This window comes from Kitasatospora sp. NPDC057965 (genome assembly GCF_042887135.1).
Lineage (GTDB): Bacteria > Actinomycetota > Actinomycetes > Streptomycetales > Streptomycetaceae > Kitasatospora.
In genome coordinates, this window is sequence record NZ_JBHVPZ010000041.1 from 37,927 (window position 1) to 56,124 (window position 18,198).

General features: G+C 74.9%; 17 protein-coding genes. 9 read left to right on the forward strand and 8 right to left on the reverse strand.

Going from position 1 to position 18,198, the window contains the following annotated elements; all coding sequences use genetic code 11:
- The first annotated feature begins 21 nt into the window (after positions 1 to 21).
- The 5 genes from ACFVVU_RS35305 (at position 22) to ACFVVU_RS35325 (ending at position 4,565) form a co-directional block, all read left to right on the forward strand.
- Complete coding sequence (locus ACFVVU_RS35305; RefSeq protein ID WP_387793974.1) at positions 22 to 1,383, forward strand: ferric reductase-like transmembrane domain-containing protein; 1,362 nt, start codon at positions 22 to 24, stop codon at positions 1,381 to 1,383.
- Positions 1,384 to 1,486: 103 nt separating this feature from the next.
- Entirely contained in the window at positions 1,487 to 1,951 is a 465-nt protein-coding gene (locus tag ACFVVU_RS35310; protein WP_387793975.1) for an FMN-binding protein, read from the forward strand.
- Positions 1,952 to 1,983: 32 nt separating this feature from the next.
- Positions 1,984 to 2,739: an FAD:protein FMN transferase gene (locus ACFVVU_RS35315; protein WP_387793995.1), complete on the forward strand. Its 756-nt coding sequence runs from the start codon at positions 1,984 to 1,986 to the stop codon at positions 2,737 to 2,739.
- Between the two features lie 72 nt (positions 2,740 to 2,811).
- A complete protein-coding gene (locus tag ACFVVU_RS35320) occupies positions 2,812 to 3,390 on the forward strand; it encodes a TetR/AcrR family transcriptional regulator (RefSeq protein ID WP_387793976.1) in 579 nt (192 codons plus the stop codon).
- Between the two features lie 137 nt (positions 3,391 to 3,527).
- Complete coding sequence (locus tag ACFVVU_RS35325) at positions 3,528 to 4,565, forward strand: agmatine/peptidylarginine deiminase (RefSeq protein ID WP_387793977.1); 1,038 nt, start codon at positions 3,528 to 3,530, stop codon at positions 4,563 to 4,565.
- A gap of 45 nt (positions 4,566 to 4,610) precedes the next feature.
- On the opposite strand, the gene ACFVVU_RS35330 is transcribed toward ACFVVU_RS35325, so the two are convergent.
- A complete protein-coding gene (locus ACFVVU_RS35330; protein WP_380714926.1) occupies positions 4,611 to 5,783 on the reverse strand; it encodes an agmatine/peptidylarginine deiminase in 1,173 nt (390 codons plus the stop codon).
- Between the two features lie 142 nt (positions 5,784 to 5,925).
- Here ACFVVU_RS35330 and ACFVVU_RS35335 point away from each other — a divergent pair, with 142 nt between their 5' ends.
- The gene (locus ACFVVU_RS35335; RefSeq protein ID WP_387793978.1) at positions 5,926 to 6,564 is read left to right on the forward strand and encodes a TetR/AcrR family transcriptional regulator; all 639 of its coding nucleotides are present in this window, start codon (positions 5,926 to 5,928) and stop codon (positions 6,562 to 6,564) included.
- Positions 6,565 to 6,579: 15 nt separating this feature from the next.
- Here the strand turns inward: ACFVVU_RS35335 and ACFVVU_RS35340 are convergent, their stop codons facing one another.
- From ACFVVU_RS35340 to ACFVVU_RS35370, 7 genes are all read right to left on the reverse strand, one after another.
- Positions 6,580 to 7,770, reverse strand: a complete 1,191-nt coding sequence (locus ACFVVU_RS35340; protein ID WP_387793979.1) for an agmatine deiminase family protein — start codon at positions 7,768 to 7,770, stop codon at positions 6,580 to 6,582.
- 128 nt (positions 7,771 to 7,898) lie between these two features.
- Complete coding sequence (locus tag ACFVVU_RS35345) at positions 7,899 to 8,696, reverse strand: ABC transporter ATP-binding protein (RefSeq protein WP_387793980.1); 798 nt, start codon at positions 8,694 to 8,696, stop codon at positions 7,899 to 7,901.
- Positions 8,689 to 9,654, reverse strand: coding sequence for an ABC transporter ATP-binding protein (locus tag ACFVVU_RS35350; RefSeq protein WP_387793981.1), 966 nt, complete (start codon positions 9,652 to 9,654; stop codon positions 8,689 to 8,691). Before ACFVVU_RS35350 ends, ACFVVU_RS35345 begins: the two co-directional genes overlap by 8 nt.
- Positions 9,651 to 10,505: an ABC transporter permease gene (locus ACFVVU_RS35355; protein WP_387793982.1), complete on the reverse strand. Its 855-nt coding sequence runs from the start codon at positions 10,503 to 10,505 to the stop codon at positions 9,651 to 9,653. The genes ACFVVU_RS35350 and ACFVVU_RS35355 overlap by 4 nt, the downstream gene beginning before the upstream one ends.
- Positions 10,502 to 11,461 (reverse strand): ABC transporter permease, encoded by a 960-nt coding sequence (locus ACFVVU_RS35360; protein ID WP_387793983.1) that lies wholly within the window; start codon positions 11,459 to 11,461, stop codon positions 10,502 to 10,504. The genes ACFVVU_RS35355 and ACFVVU_RS35360 overlap by 4 nt, the downstream gene beginning before the upstream one ends.
- A complete protein-coding gene (locus ACFVVU_RS35365) occupies positions 11,458 to 13,107 on the reverse strand; it encodes an ABC transporter substrate-binding protein (RefSeq protein ID WP_387793984.1) in 1,650 nt (549 codons plus the stop codon). Before ACFVVU_RS35365 ends, ACFVVU_RS35360 begins: the two co-directional genes overlap by 4 nt.
- A gap of 29 nt (positions 13,108 to 13,136) precedes the next feature.
- Entirely contained in the window at positions 13,137 to 14,141 is a 1,005-nt protein-coding gene (locus ACFVVU_RS35370; RefSeq protein WP_387793985.1) for an agmatine/peptidylarginine deiminase, read from the reverse strand.
- A 183-nt stretch (positions 14,142 to 14,324) separates the two neighbouring features.
- Between ACFVVU_RS35370 and ACFVVU_RS35375 the strand changes: the two genes are divergently transcribed.
- From ACFVVU_RS35375 to ACFVVU_RS35385, 3 genes are all read left to right on the forward strand, one after another.
- Positions 14,325 to 14,897, forward strand: a complete 573-nt coding sequence (locus tag ACFVVU_RS35375; protein ID WP_387793986.1) for a TetR/AcrR family transcriptional regulator — start codon at positions 14,325 to 14,327, stop codon at positions 14,895 to 14,897.
- Positions 14,898 to 15,071: 174 nt separating this feature from the next.
- Positions 15,072 to 16,781 (forward strand): serine/threonine-protein kinase, encoded by a 1,710-nt coding sequence (locus ACFVVU_RS35380; RefSeq protein ID WP_387793987.1) that lies wholly within the window; start codon positions 15,072 to 15,074, stop codon positions 16,779 to 16,781.
- Positions 16,782 to 16,991: 210 nt separating this feature from the next.
- Positions 16,992 to 18,194, forward strand: coding sequence for an agmatine/peptidylarginine deiminase (locus ACFVVU_RS35385; RefSeq protein WP_387793988.1), 1,203 nt, complete (start codon positions 16,992 to 16,994; stop codon positions 18,192 to 18,194).
- Positions 18,195 to 18,198: the final 4 nt, after the last annotated feature.

Here is an 18,198-nt window from a genome sequence, read left to right on the forward strand (position 1 = left end):
GCCGGCAGTGAGGAGATCCGCATGGCCACCATCGCCCCACCGCGCCCGCGCCGTCCGCGCCCGGGCCACCGGGCCGCACCGCGCCGTCCGCGCGCCGCCGCACCGGCAGCTGTCCTGGGGCTGCTCGCCGCGGGCGCGGCCGGTGCCGTCGCCCTGTGGTGGACGGGCACCACCGCGGTCACCGGTGTGGCCGGCTGGGCCACCGCCGCGGGCCGGGTCAGCGGGCTGCTCGCCGGGTACGCGGCCCCCGTTCTGCTGCTCCTGGTCGCCCGGCTGCCGCCGCTGGAGCGCGGGATCGGCGCCGACCGGCTGACCCGCTGGCACGCCCGCGGCGGCCGGTGGCTGGTGGCCCTGGTGAGCGCGCACGTGCTGACCGTCGTCTGGGGGTACGCCCTGACCGACGGCAGGGGGCTGATCGGCGAGGGGGTGGAGATCGTCCTCCACTTCCCGGAGATGCTCAAGGCCACCGCGGCCACCCTGCTGATGCTGGGCACCGGCGCGGTGTCCGCCCGGGCCGCCCGGCGCCGGCTGTCCTACGAGACCTGGTACTACCTCCACCTGGCGACCTACCTGGCCGTGGCCCTGGCCTTCGGCCACCAGCTGGCCACCGGCGCCGACCTCGGCGGCGGCCTCGCCACGGCCGCCTGGTGCGCCCTGTACCTGGCCACCGCGGGCCTGCTCGGCTGGTACCGGCTGGTCCGGCCGTGGCTGCGCGACCGCCGCCACCGGCTGACGGTGGCCGAGGTCCGCCCCGAGGGCCCCGGCGTCGTGTCGCTCTACCTGAGCGGCCGGCGGCTGGAAGAACTGCGGGCCGAGGCAGGCCAGTTCTTCCGGCTGCAGTTCGACGCACCCGGCCTGCGCTGGGCCGCCAACCCCTACTCGCTGTCCGCCGCACCGCACCCGCACTTCCTGCGCTTCACCGTCAAGGGCCTCGGCGACCACAGTGCGGCGGTGGCCGCGCTGCGCCCCGGCACCCGGGTGCGCGCCGAGGGACCGTACGGGGCGTTCACGGCGCGCGGCCTGCGCCGGCGCCGGGTGCTGCTGCTCGGGGCGGGCGTGGGGATCACCCCGCTGCGGGCCCTGTTCGAGACGATGCCCGGCGAGCTCACCCTGGTGCAGCGGGCCGGGCGGCCGGAGGACCTGCTCTTCCGGGCGGAGTTCGCGGATGTGGCCCGCCGGCGCGGCGCCCGGGTCCACGAGCTGACCGGGTCGCGGGCGCAGGTGGGCGACCTCGGGACCGCGCTGGCCCGGCTGGTCCCCGACCTCGCCGACCACGAGGTCTATCTGTGCGGGCCGGAGGCGATGACAGCGGAGGCGGTCCGTTCGCTGCGGGCCGCCGGTGTGCGGCGGGGGCGCATCCATCGCGAGTCGTTCACGTTCTGAGCCCGCGTCCACGTACCGGCCCCCACGTCCATGTCCCGATCGTCGAGTTCACGCCCCGGCAGCCAGCCCACGTGCCCGAAGCGAACCCCGAGGAGTCACCGTCATGCGCCGAGCCGTCGTCGGCAGCGCCGCCAGCGCGGCCGGAATCGTCCTGCTGCTGTCCCTCGACTCACTGCGGACCGTCGGTCCCGCGGTCATCGGCTCGGGCGGGAGCGAGGCCCCCCGGGCCGCCACGGGCCCGTCGGGCACCGCCGTGCCGTCCCCGGAAGCCACCGCCACGACCGGCGGCGGCACCCGAAGCGTCACCGGCGACGCGGTGAACACCCGCTACGGGCCGGTCCAGGTCCGCGTCACCCTCTCCGGCAGCCGGATCACCGGCGTCGAGGTGGTCGAGTACCCGACGGACAACCGCCGGGACCGGGAGATCAACGGCTCGGCGCTGCCCCTGCTCAACCGGGAGGCGACCGCCGCCCAGAGCGCCGCGATCGACGTGGTCAGCGGCGCGACGTACACCAGTCAGGGCTACATCCGCTCGCTGCAGAGCGCGCTCGACCGGGCCGGGCGGTGAACCGCCCCGTGCTGCGCCACGCCGAACCCGTGATGGGCACCGTCTTCTCCTTCGTCGTCCGCGATCCCGGCCCGGGCACCCCGGCGACGCTGCGGCGGATCGCCGAGCGGCTGCACCGCATCGACGCGCGGTTCTCCACCTACCGGGCGGACAGCGAGATCAGCCGCCTCGACCGCGGTGAACTCGGCCTCGACGCCTGCGCCCCGGAGGTCCACGAGGTGCTGGACGCCTGCCGGGAGGCCGCCGAGCGGACCGACGGCTACTTCACCCACCGGCCGGGCGGCCGGCTCGACCCCAGCGGCTGGGTGAAGGGCTGGGCGGTCGAGGAGGCGGCCCGGATGCTGCGCCGCGACGGCGCGCGGCGGTTCTGCGTCAGCGGCGGCGGGGACGTGCAGACGGCGGGCGGCCCGTGGCGTGTCGGGGTGGCCCACTCGTGGCAGCCCGGGCTGCTCGCCGCCGTCCTGGGCGGCAGCGACCTCGCCGTGGCCACCTCCGGCACCGCCGAACGCGGCCCGCACATCGTGGACCCGCACACCGGCCGGCCGGCGACCGGGCTGACCTCGCTGACCCTGGTCGGGGCCCCGGGCACCGGCATCGCCCGCCTCGACGCCTGGACCACCGCCGCCTTCGCCATGGGCCCGGACCGCGCCCTCGCCTGGGTCTCCCGGCAGCCCGGGGTCGAGGCCCTGGCCGTCCTGCCCGACGGCACCAAACGCTGGACCGACGGCCTCCCGCGCCACCTCCCCCCGACCGGCCCGGCCGACTGGCACCCGGCGGCCGTCGCCTGAGGGCCGCCGGCTGACGGGACCTTCAGCAGACGGACCGAACACGGCCCGTGCCCCGGGGTAGGGTGGCGGATCATGGCCAGTCGTAAAACGTCGATCTTGGAAGCAGCGGCGCGGGTGATCGCGCGCCGCGGGGTGCGCGGGCTGCGGGTGGAGGAGCTCGCCGCCGAGGCGGGGGTGTCCACGGCGCTGATCTACTACCACTTCAAGGACCGTACGGGGATCCTCAAGCAGACGCTGGAGTTCATCAACGACCGCGCGGAGCGGTACACCACCGAACGCACCGCGGACGCGCCACCGCTGACGGCCCGCGAGGAGCTGGAGCAGACTCTGCTGCTGGAACTCCAGGACACCGTCGAGGTGCGGGAGAACAGCACCGCCTGGGGCGAGCTGCGGGCGAGCGCGGTCTTCGACGAGACCCTGCGCGAGGACCTGGCGCGGGCCACCCGGATCTGGGTGCAGGAGATCGCCGAGCTGCTCGGCGCGGTGCAGCCGATGTCCTCGGCGGTCGCGCTGGCGGGTGCGGCGGAGCGGTTGACCGCGCTGCTGGAGGGGCTGAGCACCCGCTGGCTGAGCGGCAGCCTGCCGCTGGCGCACGCCCGGACACTGATGACCGACGCGATCGACACCGAGGTGGCCCGGCTCGGGCCCTGAGGGGACCGACCGCCGGGCCGTCGCACCGCGTACCTCCCCGCTCACCAATGCGCCGGGGTACCGCGGCCCGTCGGTTTGACTGACTTTTCAGTCAGTGCGACGCTGGAGCAGCACCGCCGCACGATCTGGAGACCCTCATGAGCCACTACCGCGACGACCGGTCCACCGAGCCCTTCCCCTGGGTGCCGGCGGACGACGTCCCGCACGCGCGGACCTGGATGTCCTGGCCGTCCCGGCGCGGCGTGTGGGGGCTGCGGCTGGGCGGGGTCCAGCAGGACATCGCGCTGATCGCCCGGACGATCGCCGAGTTCGAGCCGGTGGTGATGTGCGCCCCCGACGACTGGACGGCGGGAAAGGCCCGGTCGATGTGCGGCTCCGGCGTCGAGGTGATCACCGCGATCCCCACCGACGACCTGTGGATGCGCGACATCGCCCCGGTGTTCCGCCGCGACGGCTACGGCGGCCTGGACGCCGTGGTCCTCAACTTCAACGGCTGGGGCAACAAGCAGGTCCACCACGACGACGCCCGGGTCGCCGAGCGGCTCGCCGCCCGCCGGGGGCTGCGCCACTCCTACGCGGACTTCGTCGGCGAGGGCGGCGCGATCGAGACCGACGGCGACGGCACCGTGATGGCCACCGAGAGCAGCCTGGTCAACAAGAACCGCAACCGCGGGATGAGCCGGGACGAGATCGAGGACGCCGTCCTGGAGGCCTACGGCGCGGACACCATGATCTGGCTACCGGGCATCAAGGGCCAGGACATCACCGACGACCACGTCGACGTCACCAGCCGCTTCGTGCGCCCCGGCGTGGTGATGGTCCAGCTGCCGCCCGCCGACCGGAACGACGCCTGGGCCCGGGACGCCCGCGAGCAGTTCGCCCTGCTGTCCGCCGCCACCGACGCCCGGGGCCGCCGCCTCCAGGTCGTCCCCGTGCACGGCCCGGACACCGTGCGCTCCCGCAGCTCGAAGTTCGTCGACTCCTACCTCAACTTCCACCTCGTCAACGGCGGTGTCATCACCACCCAGTTCGGCGACGCCCGCAAGGACGCCGCCGCCAGGGAGGCGCTCGCCGCCGCCTTCCCCGGCCGCGAGGTGGTGCAGCTCGACGTCGACCGCCTGATGGCCGGCGGCGGCGGCATCCACTGCTCGACCATGCACGAGCCGCTGCCGTAGCCGACGGGGCCGGCCCGGGTGCGCGCCGGGACCGGCCCCACGGCCTCAGGCCTCGGGCTGCTGCTGGGTGACGCAGTGGATGCCGCCGCCGCCCGCCGCGAGGGCGTCGATGTTCAGTTGCTCGACGGTGCGGCCGGGAAACAGCCGGGCGAGGGTGGCCCTGGCGGCGCCGTCGGCCCTGGTGTCACCGAACTGCGCGGAGATCACCGCGCCGTTGCACAGGTAGTAGTTGGCGTAGGAGCCGACGAAGTTCGGGTCGGTGGAGCGGATCAGGTTGTAGTCGGGGCCCTGGATCTGGCTGACCGCGAACGGCGTGCCCTGGGCACCGGTGGCCGCGGTCAGGGCCCGGTACTGCTGGCGCTGGTCCTCGGCCCACACGTCGGTGTCACTCGCCACGGGCCTCTGGACGACGGCCGCCCCGCCGCCGGTGAAGCGGGAGGTGGCGTCCACGTGGTCGTCGGTGATGTCCTGGCCCGCGATGCCAGGGAACCAGATCACCTTGGACGCGCCGAACGCGGCGCACAGCGCGGCCTCGGCCTGCGCCTGGGACATCCCGGGGTTGCGGTTGGCGTTGAGGACGCTGCTGCGGGTGGCCATCAGCGTGCCGGCGGCGTCGGTCTCCACGCCGCCGCCCTCGGCGACCAGGCCTGCGGCGGTGAACGGCAGGCCCAGGTGGGCGGCGAGGCGCCGGGCGACCAGGGCGTCGTTGCCGTGCGGGTTCTGGTGGTTGCCCCAGCCGTTGAAGTTGAGGCCGATCGTGTCGAGGCCGCCCGCGCCGTCGGTGCGGAAGACCGGGCCGGTGTCGCGCATCCAGCAGTCGTCGACCGGGATGTCCCCGATGACGGTGACGGCCGAGCCGCACATCGACCGGGCCTTGGCGACGCTCGCCGGGTTGGCGCACACGGTCACTGGCTCGTACTTGGCGACGGTCTTCGCGATCAGGGCGATGTTCGCCTGGACCGCGGCGAGCCGGCCGCGCCAGATGGTGCTGCTGTCCGGCCAGGCCATCCAGGTCCGGGTGTGCCGGGCGGTGTCCAGCGGCACCCGGAAGCCGGCGGCGGCCTGAGCGGCGGCGGTCCGGCGCGCGGCCGCCTGCGCCGGGCCGCCGGCCGCGCCGGCCAGCGCGGCTCCGGCGACGGCGAGCCCGGTGGCCGCCAGGAACCGGCGGCGGCCGAGGTTCCGGTCCAACGGCTTCCCGGGTTCGAAGCGTTCGTCCATCACTGCCTCCCTCTCAAAGTGCTGTGCTCGTCGAGCAGTTGACCGAAAAGCTAGAACTGACCAAGCGCTCGGTCAATACTTCGGACGGAGATCGGCCCCGAACCGCCCCTGCCGCACTCCCCCGGTCGTTACAGTGGCGCCCATGGCGACTCGGGCGACAGGCACAGTTCCGGCTACGGCCTCCGGACCGCGCGGCACCGGCCGGGCGCGCGCGTCCGCCAAGGGCGAGCAGACCCGGGCCCGGCTGATCGCGGCGGCCCGCACCCTGCTCGCGGGCGGCGACGCCGGCCGGTTCACCACCCGCAACGTCGCCGCGCTGTCCGGGGTGTCGCACGGGATGTGCCACTACCACTTCGCCGACCGCACCGACCTGATCGTGGCCGTCGTGGCGGACATCCGCCCGGAGTGGATCACCCCGCTGGAGGAGGCGGTGGCCGGCCCCGGCGGGCACGCCGAACGGTCCGAGCGGGTGCTGGCCCTGCTCACCCGGCCGGAGAGCCCCGACCTGGCGCGCCTGCACGCCGCCCTGCACTGGCTCGCCCTCGACGACGAACGCGTGCACGCGAGCCTGGAGGCCGAGTACGCGCGCTGGCGGTCCTCCTTCGTCCGCCTGTTCCGGTGCCTGGTCGACGAGCGCGGCAGCGCCGCCGACCCGGTCCCGCTCGGCGAGGCCTTCGCCGCGGCCGTGGACGGACTCGCCGCCATCGGCTCGCTGGACGCGGCGGTGGACGCCCGACTGGTGCTGCGGACCCTGCTGGACGCCCTGTCCTCGACGGTGTGAGCGGACCGGGCGCGCTCACGACGGACCGGCGCCGGGCGCGACGGGCTGCTGCTGGGTGGCGCAGTGGATGCCGCCGCCGCCCGCCGCGATGTGGTTGATGTCGACCCGGGTGACCGTGCGCCCGGGGTGCAGGTCGCCGATGACCCCGGCCGCCCGGTCGTCCGCGGCCCGGTCCCCGAAGCGCGGGACGATCACGCCGCCGTTGCAGACGTAGTAGTTGACGTAGGTGGCGAGGAAGTCCTTGCCCCCGCCCTGGATCAGCTCGAAGTCCGGCTCCGGCAGGTCGACCACCCGCAGCGGGCGCCCCTTGGCGTCGGTCGCGGACTGCAGCACCTGGCGCGCCTGCGCCGAGGCCGTGGTCCAGACGTCCGGCGGGGTGTCGGCGGCGGGGCGGTGCAGCAGGACGGTGCCGGGCTCGGCGAAGCGGGCGAGGGCGTCGACGTGGCAGTCGGTGATGTCCTGCCCGGCGACGCCCTGGAACCAGATCACCTTCTCGACGCCGAACAGTTCCTTGAAGGCCGCCTCGATCCGGTCGCGGGACACGCCGGGGTTGCGGTTGTCGTTCACCCAGGAGCTCTCGGTGGCCATCAGCGTGCCCTCCCCGTCCACCTCGATGCCGCCGCCCTCGCCGGTGATCGGCGCCTGGACACGGGTGATGCCGTAGTGGGCCAGGAGGCCGCGGGCGACCTGGCCGTCGTTGGCGTGGGTCTGCTTGCCGCCCCAGCCGTTGAAGTCGAGGTCGACCCCGGCGAGTCCCTGCGGGCCGGTGACGAAGGTCGGCCCGGTGTCCCGGGCCCACAGGTCGTCGACCATCAGGTCCAGCACCTCCACCGAGGACCCGCAGGCCCGGCGGGCCTGCTCGGCCTGGTCGGGGCGGGCCAGCAGCACCACCGGCTCGAACCGGGCCACGGCCCGGGCCAGGCCCGCGATGTCCTGCCGGACGCCTGGCAGTTGGTCTCCCCACACCTCCTCCAGGGCCGGCCAGGCCATGAAGGTGCGGGTGTGCGGGGCGGACTCGGCCGGCATGGCGCGCCGGGCCGCCGATCCGGTGTCCGTCGTGGCGGCCGGGGTGGTGGCCACCATAGCGGCCGGACCGGACGGCTGCTCCTCGCCGCTGTCGGAGGAGCAGCCGCCGGCCAGGGCCAGCGCGGCGAGCGCCGCCCCGGACTGGAGCAACGAGCGACGGGAGGGCCGTGGATGAGCCATGGAGCCTCGTTCCGGTCGGTGGGGCGGGGTTCCCGCAGGCTACTGACGACCGGGGCGGGACCCGGCGCGGCACGCATCAGCCGTTCGGGGGGAATCCACGGCCCGGCCGTCCCCGGCAGGGGGCGGCCTCACAGGGCGCGGCGCGCGGCGGCGATCCGCTCGGGATCCCAGCCGGGCCGGGGGACGGACTCCAGCAACAGCCGGGTGTAGGGGTGCCGCGGGGCGTCCAGCACCTCCCCGGTGGGACCGGCCTCGACGATCCGCCCGTGCCGCATGACGACGACGTCGTCGGTGACGCAGCGGACAACGCCGAGGTCGTGGGTGATGAACAGGTAGCCGACGCCGGTCCGTTCGCGGATCTCGGCGAGCAGGTTGAGGACCTGCGCCTGTACGGACACGTCCAGCGCGGCCACCGCCTCGTCCAGCACCAGCACGGCCGGCTCGACGGCGAGCGCCCGGGCGATGGCGACGCGCTGGCGCTGGCCGCCGGAGAGCTGCCGGGGCAGCGCCTCGGCCGCCCTGCCGCCGAGGCCGACCTGGTCGAGGAGTTCCCGGATCCGGGCCGCGTGGTCGGTACCGGGGGCGTGCAGCCGCAAAGTCTCCCGGAGCGCGGCCGCCACGCTGGTGCGCGGGTCCAGCGAGAGGTACGGGTCCTGGAAGACCATCTGCACCTCGCGGGCACGGGCGAGGCGTTCGCCCCTCCCCCGGGCCCGCCCGCCGCGCTCCCGCCCGCGGACCAGGACCCTTCCCGTGTCGGCCTGTTCGAGGCCGACGACGATCCGGGCGGTGGTGGTCTTGCCTGATCCCGACTCGCCGACGATGCCGAGCGATCCGCCGGCCGCGAGGGTGAAGGAGACGTCGTCCACCGCCCGGACGGTGCCGAAGGTGCGGCACAGCCCGGTGACCTCCAGTACGGCCTCAGCCATCGGTACGGCTCCCTTCGAGCGGGTGGTGGCAGGCGACCGGGTGCGCCGCCGGGCTCTCCGCGCGGCACAGATCGGTCGCGAACGAGCAGCGGGCGGCGAACGCGCAGCCGGTCAACTCCTCCCGAAGGTCCGGGGGTTGACCCTCGATCGCGGCGAGCCGGCCGGGCCGGGCGTCCAGGGCGGGGGTGGCGGCCAGCAGCGCCGCGGTGTAGGGGTGGCGGGGGTGCTCGAACAGCGCCCCGGCGGGGCCGCTCTCGACGATCCGCCCGGCGTACATGACGTGGACGCGGTCGCTGATCGCGGCGGCGAGGCCCAGGTCGTGGGTGACGAACAGCAGCCCGGTGCCGAAGCGTTCGCGCAGCCGGCCGAGCAGCGCGACGACCTCGGCCTGGCTGGTGACGTCGAGCGCGGTGGTGGGCTCGTCGGCGAGCAGCAGGACCGGGTCGCCCATCAGCGCGGCGGCGATCATGACGCGTTGCAGCATGCCGCCGGACAGCTGCCCGGGGTGGCGGCGCAGCAGCTCCGGGCCGAGGCCGACGGCGTCCAGCAGTTCGGCCGCGCGCCGCTCGGCCTCGGCCGTGCCCGTCCGGCCGCCGAGCCGGACCCCCTCGGTGAGGAAGTCGCCGATGCGGCGCAGCGGGTTGATGGCGGCGCGGGGGTCCTGGAAGATCATCGCGGCCCGGCCGGTGCGCAGGGCGCGCAGCCGGTCGGGACCCATGGCGAGGACGTCCTCGCCGTCGACCAGGACGCTGCCCCCGGCGGTGGCGCCGGGCGGCAGCAGGCCGAGGGCGCTGCGGGAGGTGAGGCTCTTGCCGGAGCCGGACTCGCCGACCAGGGCGACGGTCTCGCCGGGGGCGACCGTGAGGTCGACGCCGTCCAGGACGGGGCGGGCGGTGCCGGGCAGGCGCAGCCGCAGGCCCCGGATGTCGAGGGCGTTCACGGGCTCCTCCGGTGTCATGGCGTCCTCCGGGCGACGCGGTCGGCCCAGCGCTCGCCGACGACGTTGAAGGCGACGACGGTGAGCACGACCAGGACGCAGGGCAGGATCGCGGAGAGCGGGTAGCCGTGCTGGATCGCGGTCTGGCCGTCGAAGACCATGCGTCCCCAGTCGGGGGTGAGCGCGGGGACGCCGAGGCCGAGGAAGGACAGGCCGGCGAGGTCCATGAGGGCGTATCCGAAGTTGATGGTGGACTGGGCGAGGACGGTCGGGGCGATGTTCGGCAGGACGTGCCGCAGGCAGATCTGCGCGCCGGAGTGGCCCTGGACGCGGTGGGCGGCGACGTACGGCCGGGCGCTTTCGGCGACGACCAGCGAGCGGGTGAGCCGGGAGACGTACGGAAGGTAGGCGATCGCGAGGGCGGTGACGGGGGCGAGCAGGCCCTCCCCGTAGACGGAGACGATCAGGATGGCGAGCAGCATGCCGGGGAAGGCGAAGACCAGTTCGGTGCCCCGGGAGAGGAGGGCGTCGAGCCGGCCGCCGCGCCAGCCGGCGGCGAGGCCCACGAGGACGCCCGCGACGGTGGAGAAGACGACCACGCCGAGCGGTCCGAGCAGGGAGGTGCGGGCGCCGAGCAGCAGCCGGGCGAGGGTGTCGCGGCCGGCGGCGTCGAGGCCGAGCGGGTGCTCGGGCGAGGGGCCGGCCAGGGCGCCGCCGAGGTCGGCGGCGTTCGGGTCGTCCGGTACGAGCCAGGGGGCGAGCAGCGCGGCGAGCACCACCAGGGCGACGATGCCGAGGCAGGCCAGGTGGAGGGGCGCGCGGGTGGCCCTGAGCCGGGCGAGGCCGGGCCTGCGGGTGAGGACGGCGCTCATGCCCCGGCCCTCCGCGTTCCGAGGGTGACCCGGGGGTCGACCAGCGGTTGCAGCAGGTCGACCACCAGGTTCACGGTCATGAACAGGGCGACGATGATCAGCGAGATGGCCTGGACGGTCGGGAAGTCCTTGGTGGTGGTGGCCAGTTCGAGGAGCTGGCCGATTCCGCCGACGCTGAACGCGGACTCCACCAGGATCGTGCAGACCAGCAGGGTGGAGACGATCAGTCCACCGGTGGTCAGCACGGTGCCCAGCGAATTGCGGAACACATGGCGGCGGATCACCTCGCGTTCGGGCACGCCGCGGCTGCGGGCGACGGTGACGTGCTCTCCCTCCATCGCGTCCAGCATCGCCGAGCGGGTGACCCGGGCGAGCATGCCGATCAGGTACAGGGCGAGGGCGATCGCGGGCAGGGTGAGGTGCCACAGCAGGTCGCCGAAGCCCTCGCCGGTGCCGCCGGTGGGGAACCAGCCCAGCTGGACCGCGAACAGGCCCTGCAGCAGGACCGCCGCGACGAAGGAGGGGGTGCCGACGGCGAGCGTGGTGGAGAGCAGGATCGCCGAGTCGGTGGCGCCGCCGCGCACCGCGCCGATCCAGCCGAGCGCGAGGCCGATGACGACGACCACGAGCAGGGCCATCGCGACCAGCGTCAGGGTGGCGGGCAGCCGGTCGGCGAGCAGCGTGGAGACGTCGGTCCGGTAGGTGAGGGAGCGTCCGAAGTCGCCCTGGAGCACCTGGCCGAGCCAGCGCAGGTAGCGCAGCAGGAAGGGGTCGTCGAGGTGGTACTGCTCGTTGATCGCCCGGAGGGCGGCCGGTGAGGCCGAGCGGCCGGAGAGCAGGAAGCTCGCCGGGCTGCCGGGCGCCAGGTACATCGCGCCGAAGACCACGAAGGACGCGGCGAGCAGGGTGGCGGCCATCCCGGCCAGCCGGCGGGCGGCGAAGCGCAGGAAGCTCACTGGGCGGCCCCCACGTCGGCGGCCCACGGGTAGTAGAGGTAGGCGATGGTGGTGGGGGCGCCGGTGATGCGCTTGTTGAGGAACACGGTGGTGGGCCACTCGGCGACCGGGATCCAGAGCAGCTGTTCGGAGGCGGTCCGCTGGAGCTCGGCCTCGATCGCGCCGCGCTCGGCCGGGTCGTAGGCGGCGGTGGCCCGGTCGACGAGGTCGTCGTAGCGCTGGTCGCTGAAGCCGGCGAAGTTCTGGTAGGCGCCGGTCCTGAAGTTGACCAGCAGGTCGAGCGGGTCGGTGATGGAGTCGTAGTAGGTCTCGGGGAACGCGTCCAGGCCGACCCGGGCCTGGGGGTCGGTGAACAGCGCGGTGAAGGCGTTCGGGGCGATCGTGCGCAGCCGCACGTCCAGACCGATCCGCGCGCCGGCGGCCTGCACGGCGGTGGCGAGCAGCGAGACGTCCTGGCCGATGCTGCTGGTGGCGACGGTGATCCTGGCCCCCTCGGCGCCGGCCTCCTTGACCAGGGACTTGGCCCGGTCGATGTCCTGGGTGGTGGGGGTGAGGTGCGCGAAGGCCGTCGTCCGGACGGACTCGGGGGCGCCGGCCCAGGCGGCCCCGGTGGTGAGCGATCCGGTGACGGTGCCGGCTCCGGCGAGGCCGGTGCGGACGAAGCCGGAGCGGTCGAGGGCCAGCGAGAGCGCCCGGCGCACCCGCAGGTCGCCGAGCGGCCCGTCCATGCTGGTGACGTTGAGGTTGACGGTGCTCAGGCCCTCGCCGAAGTACAGGGTGCCGGAGCCGCCGGCCCGCAGCCGGTCGTAGCTCTCGGTCGGGATCAGGTAGCCGCCGTCGACGTCGCCGGTGAGCAGGGCGTTGGTGCGGGCGGACGGGTCGGTGAGGAAGCGGAGGACGACCTTCTTGGCCTTGGCCCTGCTGCCCCAGTAGTCGTCGAAGCGCCGGAGTTCGATCGACTGGCCCTTGGCCCAGGCAGCGAGGGTGAAGGGGCCCGTGCAGTGCAGGCCGCCGCCGGTGCCGTAGTCGCGGCCCTCGGCCTGGACCCCGGCCTTGGCGGCGACGGTGCCGGCGGCGGTGGCCATGTACTGCGGGAACTGGGAGTCGGGCTGCTTGAGCCTGACGGTGACCTGGAGCGGGCCGGTGCCGGTGACGGACTCGACGTTCTGGAACACCTGGGCCCAGGCCGCCGCGTTGTCCGGGTTCATCTGCCGGCCGAGGCTGTAGACGACGTCCTCGGCGGTCATCACCGAGCCGTCGTGGAAGTGCACGCCGGGGCGCAGGTCGTAGACCCAGGTGAGGGGGTCGGGGTTGGTGGCCCGCTCGGCCAGACCGGGGGCCACGGTGAGCCCGGGGGTCCAGCGCATCAGGCTCTCGCAGACGTTGGCGAGCACCGTGTTCTGCGGGTAGTCGAAGGCCTGGAGGTAGTCGAGGGTGGGCGGTTCGGCGTACGAGGCCCAGCTGAAGGAGTCGAGTTCGCCCTTCGCGGGCGGGGTGTCGACGGACAGCCGGACCGGGGGGCGGTCGGCGTCGGTGCGCGGCGGGCCGGCGCAGGACGCCACCAGGGCCGCCGACGCGAGCAGGGCGGCGGTCAGGGCGCGACAGCGCCGCGGCGGGCGGCGTCTCGCGGGTGCGGGGGGAGTCATGAGGGTGTTCTCCGTTCGCCGGCGAGGGCTCAGGCGCCGGCGGCGGGGAGCTGCTGGGTGATGCAGTGGATGCCGCCGCCACCGTGGGCGATCACCCGGGCGCGCACGCCGACGACCTTGCGGTCCGGGAGGGCGGCGGCCAGCACGGCCAGCGCCCCGGCGTCCTCGGGGTGATCGGCGACCGGGACGACGACGCCGCCGTTGGCGAGGTAGAAGTTCAGGTAGCCGACCTCCACCCGGTGGCCGTCGACCTCGACGAAGGCCGACTGCGGCAGGTCGACGATCTCGAAGGGCCGGCCGTGCGCGTCGGTGGAGTGCTCCAGCACGGCCCGGTTGGCCCGCATCCGCAGGTAGTCGGGGTGCTCCGGATCGGCCGGGAGCTGCACCACGACCCGGCCGGGCGCGACGAAGGCGCAGACGCCGTCCACGTGCCCGTCGGTCTCGCTGTCCAGTGCGCCGCCGTAGGGCAGCCAGATCACCTTGGTGACGCCGAGGCGCGCCTTCAGCTCGGCCTCGATCTCCTCGCGGGTCATCCCGGGGTTGCGGTTGGGGTGCAGCAGGCACTGCTCGGTGGTGATCAGGGTGCCCTCGCCGTCGACGGTGATCGCGCCGCCTTCGAGGATCATCTCGGAGCGGATCGCCGGGGTGCCGAGGTGCTCCAGCAGCAGGCCGCCGATCCGGTCGTCGGCGCCCCAGGGGTGGTGCTTGCGGCCCCAGGCGTTGAACCGGAAGTCGACGCCGGCGCGGCGGCCGTCCGCGTCCAGGACGAAGATCGGCGCGGAGTCGCGGAACCAGGAGTCGTCGAGGGGGAGCTCGACGACGGTGACGGCGGCGCCGCAGTGGGCGCGCGCCTCCTCGCCGTGGCCGGGCGGCGCCACCATGGTGACCGGCTCGAACGCCGCGACGGCGCGGGCGACGGCCGCGTACTCCTGCTTGACCTCGTCGAGCGTGTCGCCCCACAGGTCCGGCCGCACGGGCCAGGCCATCAGGCAGCCCTCGTGCTCGGTCCACTCGGCGGGCATGCGGTACGTCACGGGAAACCTCTTCCGTTGGGGGCCGGCCGGCCCGGCGCGATCGGTGCGCGGGCCGAAGTTGTCCCGCATCCTCCATCGAACTGAAAATTCAGTCAATACTTGGGCAGCAGATCGGGAAGCGATACTGAAACGATCATCAGGACAGTGGCCCCGGCCACCGGAGAAGCTCTAGGGTGGACGCCCATGTCGGACCGTCGGACAGAGATACTCAAGGCCGCCACCCGCGCGATCGCCCGCCGCGGGGTGCGCGGACTGCGCGTGGGCGAGCTGGCGGCCGAGGCCGGAGTGTCCACCTCGCTGATCTACTACCACTTCACCGACCGGGCCGGCCTGCTGCGCCGGACCCTGGACCACATCAGCGACCGCGCCGACCGCTACACCGCCGAGGAAGCGTCCGCGCCCCGGACCGAGGACCCCCGCGCCGACCTGGAACAGGTCCTGCTGCTGGAGCTCCAGGACACCGCGGAGGTACGGGAGAACAGCACCGCCTGGGGCGAGTTGAGAGCGACGGCGGTGTTCGAGCCGGAGCTGCGCGAGGACCTCGCACGGGCCACCCACACCTGGGTGCACGACATCGCCGAACTGCTCGCCCGGGCCGACCCGGGCGGCACCGCCCCGGCGCACGCGGCGGCGGCCGAGCGGCTGACCGCGCTCGTCGAGGGCCTGAGCGTGCGCTGGCTCAGCGACTCCCTGCCGGTCGAGCACGCCCGGCGCCTGCTGCGCGAGGCGGTCGCGGCGGAGCTGGAGCGCGCCTGACCGGGCGCGCTCCGCGGGGCCGGGCGGGGCGGATCCGGCCGCCGGGGGACCGGATTCGGCCGATCCTGACAAAACCTCTAAACTCTGCGAGGCCGCGCACCCGCACGCCCGCGCCTCCGGGCCGACCGCCCCCGCGCGCGCCCCACTCCGTGACCGCCGAGAGAGGCAGCCCGCATGTCCGCCGACCGATCCCCCTTCCCCCTCCAGCCGGTCTTCCAGGGGCTGAGCCAGGACGACCCGCGCGAGGTCGGCGGCCATCTGCTCTACGCCCGGCTCGGCGCGGGCGGCATGGGCCGGGTCTACCTCTCGTACACCCCGGGCGGCCGCCCGGTGGCGCTCAAGGTCGTGCGGCCCGAGCTGGCCGGGGACCCCGAGTTCCGGGCCCGCTTCGCCCAGGAGGTGGCCAGCGCCCGGCGCATCCACGGGCTGTACACCGCACAGGTGGTCGACGCCGGGGTGGACGACGCCACCCCGTGGCTGGCCACCACCTACGTACCGGGCCCGTCCCTCCAGCAGGTGGTGCGGCACTTCGGCCCGCTCCCCGAGCGGACCGTGCTGCTGCTGACGGCCGGCATCGCCGAGGCGCTGCAGGCGATCCACGACACCGGCGTGGTGCACCGCGACCTCAAGCCGGGCAATGTGCTGATCGCCGCCGACGGCCCCCGGGTGATCGACTTCGGCATCGCCCGGGCCGCCGACGCCACCGCTCTCACCGGCACCGGGCTGCGCATCGGATCGCCCGCCTACATGGCGCCCGAACAGGCGATGGGCCTGCCCGCCGGCCCGGCCACCGACGTGTACGCGCTCGGCGCCCTCGCCGTGCACGTCGCGGGCGGCGCCCCGCCGTTCGGGGACGGACCGGACGCGGCGGCGCTCTACCGGGCCGTGCACGAGGAGCCGGACCTCCAGCGGGTGCCGCAGTCGCTGCACGCGCTGCTGCTGGGCTGCCTCGCCAAGCGGCCCGAGGACCGGCCCACCACCGCCGAGGTGATCGCCGCCGCCCGCGACCACCCGGCCGTCGGCGGGCGGCTGCGGTTCGGCGAGGACTGGCTGCCGCACCCGCTGACCAGCCAGATAACCCGGCACGCCGAGCTGCCGCGGGTACCGGCCGGGGAGGCGGCGGCCACGCCCACCCTCCTCGCGGCCACCACCCTGGCACCCGCGCCCCAGGCGCCGCCGGCGCCCGCCGTGCCCGGGGTGCCCGAGGTGCCCGCCGTGCCGACCGCCGACCGGGGGACGGGCCGTCGCAGACGCGCCCTGGGGCGGACGGCGCTGACCGCCGGCGTCGCCCTGGCCGTCGGCGCCGCGGCGACGCTCTTCCTGATCGACGACCTGGACGCCGTGGAGGCCGCCGAGGCCCCGGTGCCCGGCTCCGCCGCTCCCCGTACCCCGGTGCCCGGCGGATCCTCCGCCCCCGCCCGGCCGACGCCCACCGCCGCGACGCCCGGCGCTTCGGCCCCCACCCCCGCGGCCACCACCCCGCCGGCCGCCGCCACGGGGCCGGCCGCCGACTACGCCGCCCTCTCCCGCGGGGCCGAGCTGACCTCGGCGGACTCCGGCTACGAGTTCGACCTCTCCACCGGCACCGTGGTCCCGGCCGACAGCGCCACCTGGTACGTCGGCCGCGGCGAGGGCGAGTTCCTCGTCCCGGAGAGCGCCGGTGCCTTCATCGGCCGGGACGCCGGCCTGGGCGTCCCCGACTGCCTCCAGGGGCTCGCGACCCGCCCGTCCCGGCAGGTGCCGTTCAGCGCCCTCGGGCCGCGCGGCGCCTTCTGCGTCCGCTCCGCCGACGGACGGGACCTCGCCGTCGTCCGGGTGCTGTCGGCCGCCGGAGCGGACGGGCCGGTCACCGTCTCGCTGGACCGCTACCGCCGCAAGGGCTGAGCGCTCTCCGCCCTACGCGCCCCGATGGCCGGGGTCCGTGGCGCCCGCCGGCCCTGAGCTTGACTGATTTTTCAGTCAGTGCGACAGTTCAGTCCAGGCGATGCCGGGCGAGTCCGCCCGCCGCCCGCCCGGCGCCCGTGCGCACCGCTCCCCCGGAGCCCCTCGCCTTCGCGCCGGACCGATCCACCCCGAGCCCCACCGGAGGCCACCGTGTCCCACTCCCCCCTCGCGCGCCGCACGGTGCTGCGTTCCCTCGCCGGCGCCGGCCTGGTCGCCCTCGGCGCGAGCGCCTGCCTGCCCGGCATCGACGAGCTGACCGATCCGGCCGACCCGGCGGCCCCGTCCGCCTCCGCCACGGCCGCCGATCCCGGCGCCACGGCTGCCCCCGCCCCCGTCCCCGCCCCCGAGCGGGGGCGACGGCTCGGCGGCGAGTGGGAGAAGCACGAGCGGACCTTCATGGCCTGGCCGGCCTCCGAGAACGTCTGGGGCAACGAGCTCGCGGGCGTCCGCAAGGACATCGCCGCGGTCGCCCGCGCCATCGGCGGGCGCGAGCCGGTGGTCCTGCTCGTCCGTCCCGGCCAGGAGGCCTCCGCCCGCAACGCCTGCGGCACGGACGTCGAGCTGCTCAGCGTCCCGGTCGACGACCTGTGGGCCCGCGACACCCTGCCGGTCTTCGTGGAGGAGGGCGGCAAGGTCAAGGGCGTCGACTTCAACTTCAACGGCTGGGGCCGCAAGCAGGAGCACGGCAACGACGCCCGCGTGGCGCGCACCGTCCTGGGAAAGTACGGGACCGAGCGGATCGAGACCGCGCTCACCGCCGAGGGCGGCTCCTTCGAGACCGACGGCCAGGGCACCCTGCTGATCACCGAGAGCTCGATCGTCAACGACAACCGCAACCCGGGCCGCACCCGCGACCAGGTCGAGGCGGAGCTCAAGCGGGCGCTGGGCCTCAGCAAGATCGTCTGGCTCGCGGGGGTCAGGGGCAAGGACATCACCGACGCCCACGTCGACTGTCTGGCCCGCTTCGCCGCCCCCGGCGTCGTCCTGCTGGACCGGGCCTTCCCCGGCACCCCGGCGGACGTCTGGTCCCGCTCCGCCGACCAGGCCCGCGCCGTCCTCGCCGAGGCCACCGACGCCACCGGCAAGAAGCTCAAGGTCATCGAGGTCGCGCAGCCCGACCCGGACCGGATCACCGGCCGCGGCGACGCCTTCGTCTCCTCCTACATGAACTTCTACGTCGGCAACAAGGGCGTCTACCTGCCGCTGTTCGGCGACCCCCGGGCCGACGACCACGCCCAGGAGGTCTTCCGGGAGCTGTTCCCCGGGCGCGAGATCGTCCCGCTGCAGATCGACACCCTCGCCTCCGGCGGCGGCGGCATCCACTGCTCCACCCACGACCAGCCCGCCGGCTGACCCG

Coding starts and splice junctions, on each gene's coding strand:
- ACFVVU_RS35325 (WP_387793977.1), top strand. CDS start 3,528: ATGAGCCACTACCGCGACGACCGGTCCACCGAGCCCTTCCCCTGGGTG.
- ACFVVU_RS35340 (WP_387793979.1), bottom strand. CDS start 7,770: ATGGCTCATCCACGGCCCTCCCGTCGCTCGTTGCTCCAGTCCGGGGCG.
- ACFVVU_RS35345 (WP_387793980.1), bottom strand. CDS start 8,696: ATGGCTGAGGCCGTACTGGAGGTCACCGGGCTGTGCCGCACCTTCGGC.
- ACFVVU_RS35310 (WP_387793975.1), top strand. CDS start 1,487: ATGCGCCGAGCCGTCGTCGGCAGCGCCGCCAGCGCGGCCGGAATCGTC.
- ACFVVU_RS35375 (WP_387793986.1), top strand. CDS start 14,325: ATGTCGGACCGTCGGACAGAGATACTCAAGGCCGCCACCCGCGCGATC.
- ACFVVU_RS35330 (WP_380714926.1), bottom strand. CDS start 5,783: ATGGACGAACGCTTCGAACCCGGGAAGCCGTTGGACCGGAACCTCGGC.
- ACFVVU_RS35350 (WP_387793981.1), bottom strand. CDS start 9,654: ATGACACCGGAGGAGCCCGTGAACGCCCTCGACATCCGGGGCCTGCGG.
- ACFVVU_RS35320 (WP_387793976.1), top strand. CDS start 2,812: ATGGCCAGTCGTAAAACGTCGATCTTGGAAGCAGCGGCGCGGGTGATC.
- ACFVVU_RS35355 (WP_387793982.1), bottom strand. CDS start 10,505: ATGAGCGCCGTCCTCACCCGCAGGCCCGGCCTCGCCCGGCTCAGGGCC.
- ACFVVU_RS35305 (WP_387793974.1), top strand. CDS start 22: ATGGCCACCATCGCCCCACCGCGCCCGCGCCGTCCGCGCCCGGGCCAC.
- ACFVVU_RS35315 (WP_387793995.1), top strand. CDS start 1,984: ATGGGCACCGTCTTCTCCTTCGTCGTCCGCGATCCCGGCCCGGGCACC.
- ACFVVU_RS35365 (WP_387793984.1), bottom strand. CDS start 13,107: ATGACTCCCCCCGCACCCGCGAGACGCCGCCCGCCGCGGCGCTGTCGC.
- ACFVVU_RS35380 (WP_387793987.1), top strand. CDS start 15,072: ATGTCCGCCGACCGATCCCCCTTCCCCCTCCAGCCGGTCTTCCAGGGG.
- ACFVVU_RS35335 (WP_387793978.1), top strand. CDS start 5,926: ATGGCGACTCGGGCGACAGGCACAGTTCCGGCTACGGCCTCCGGACCG.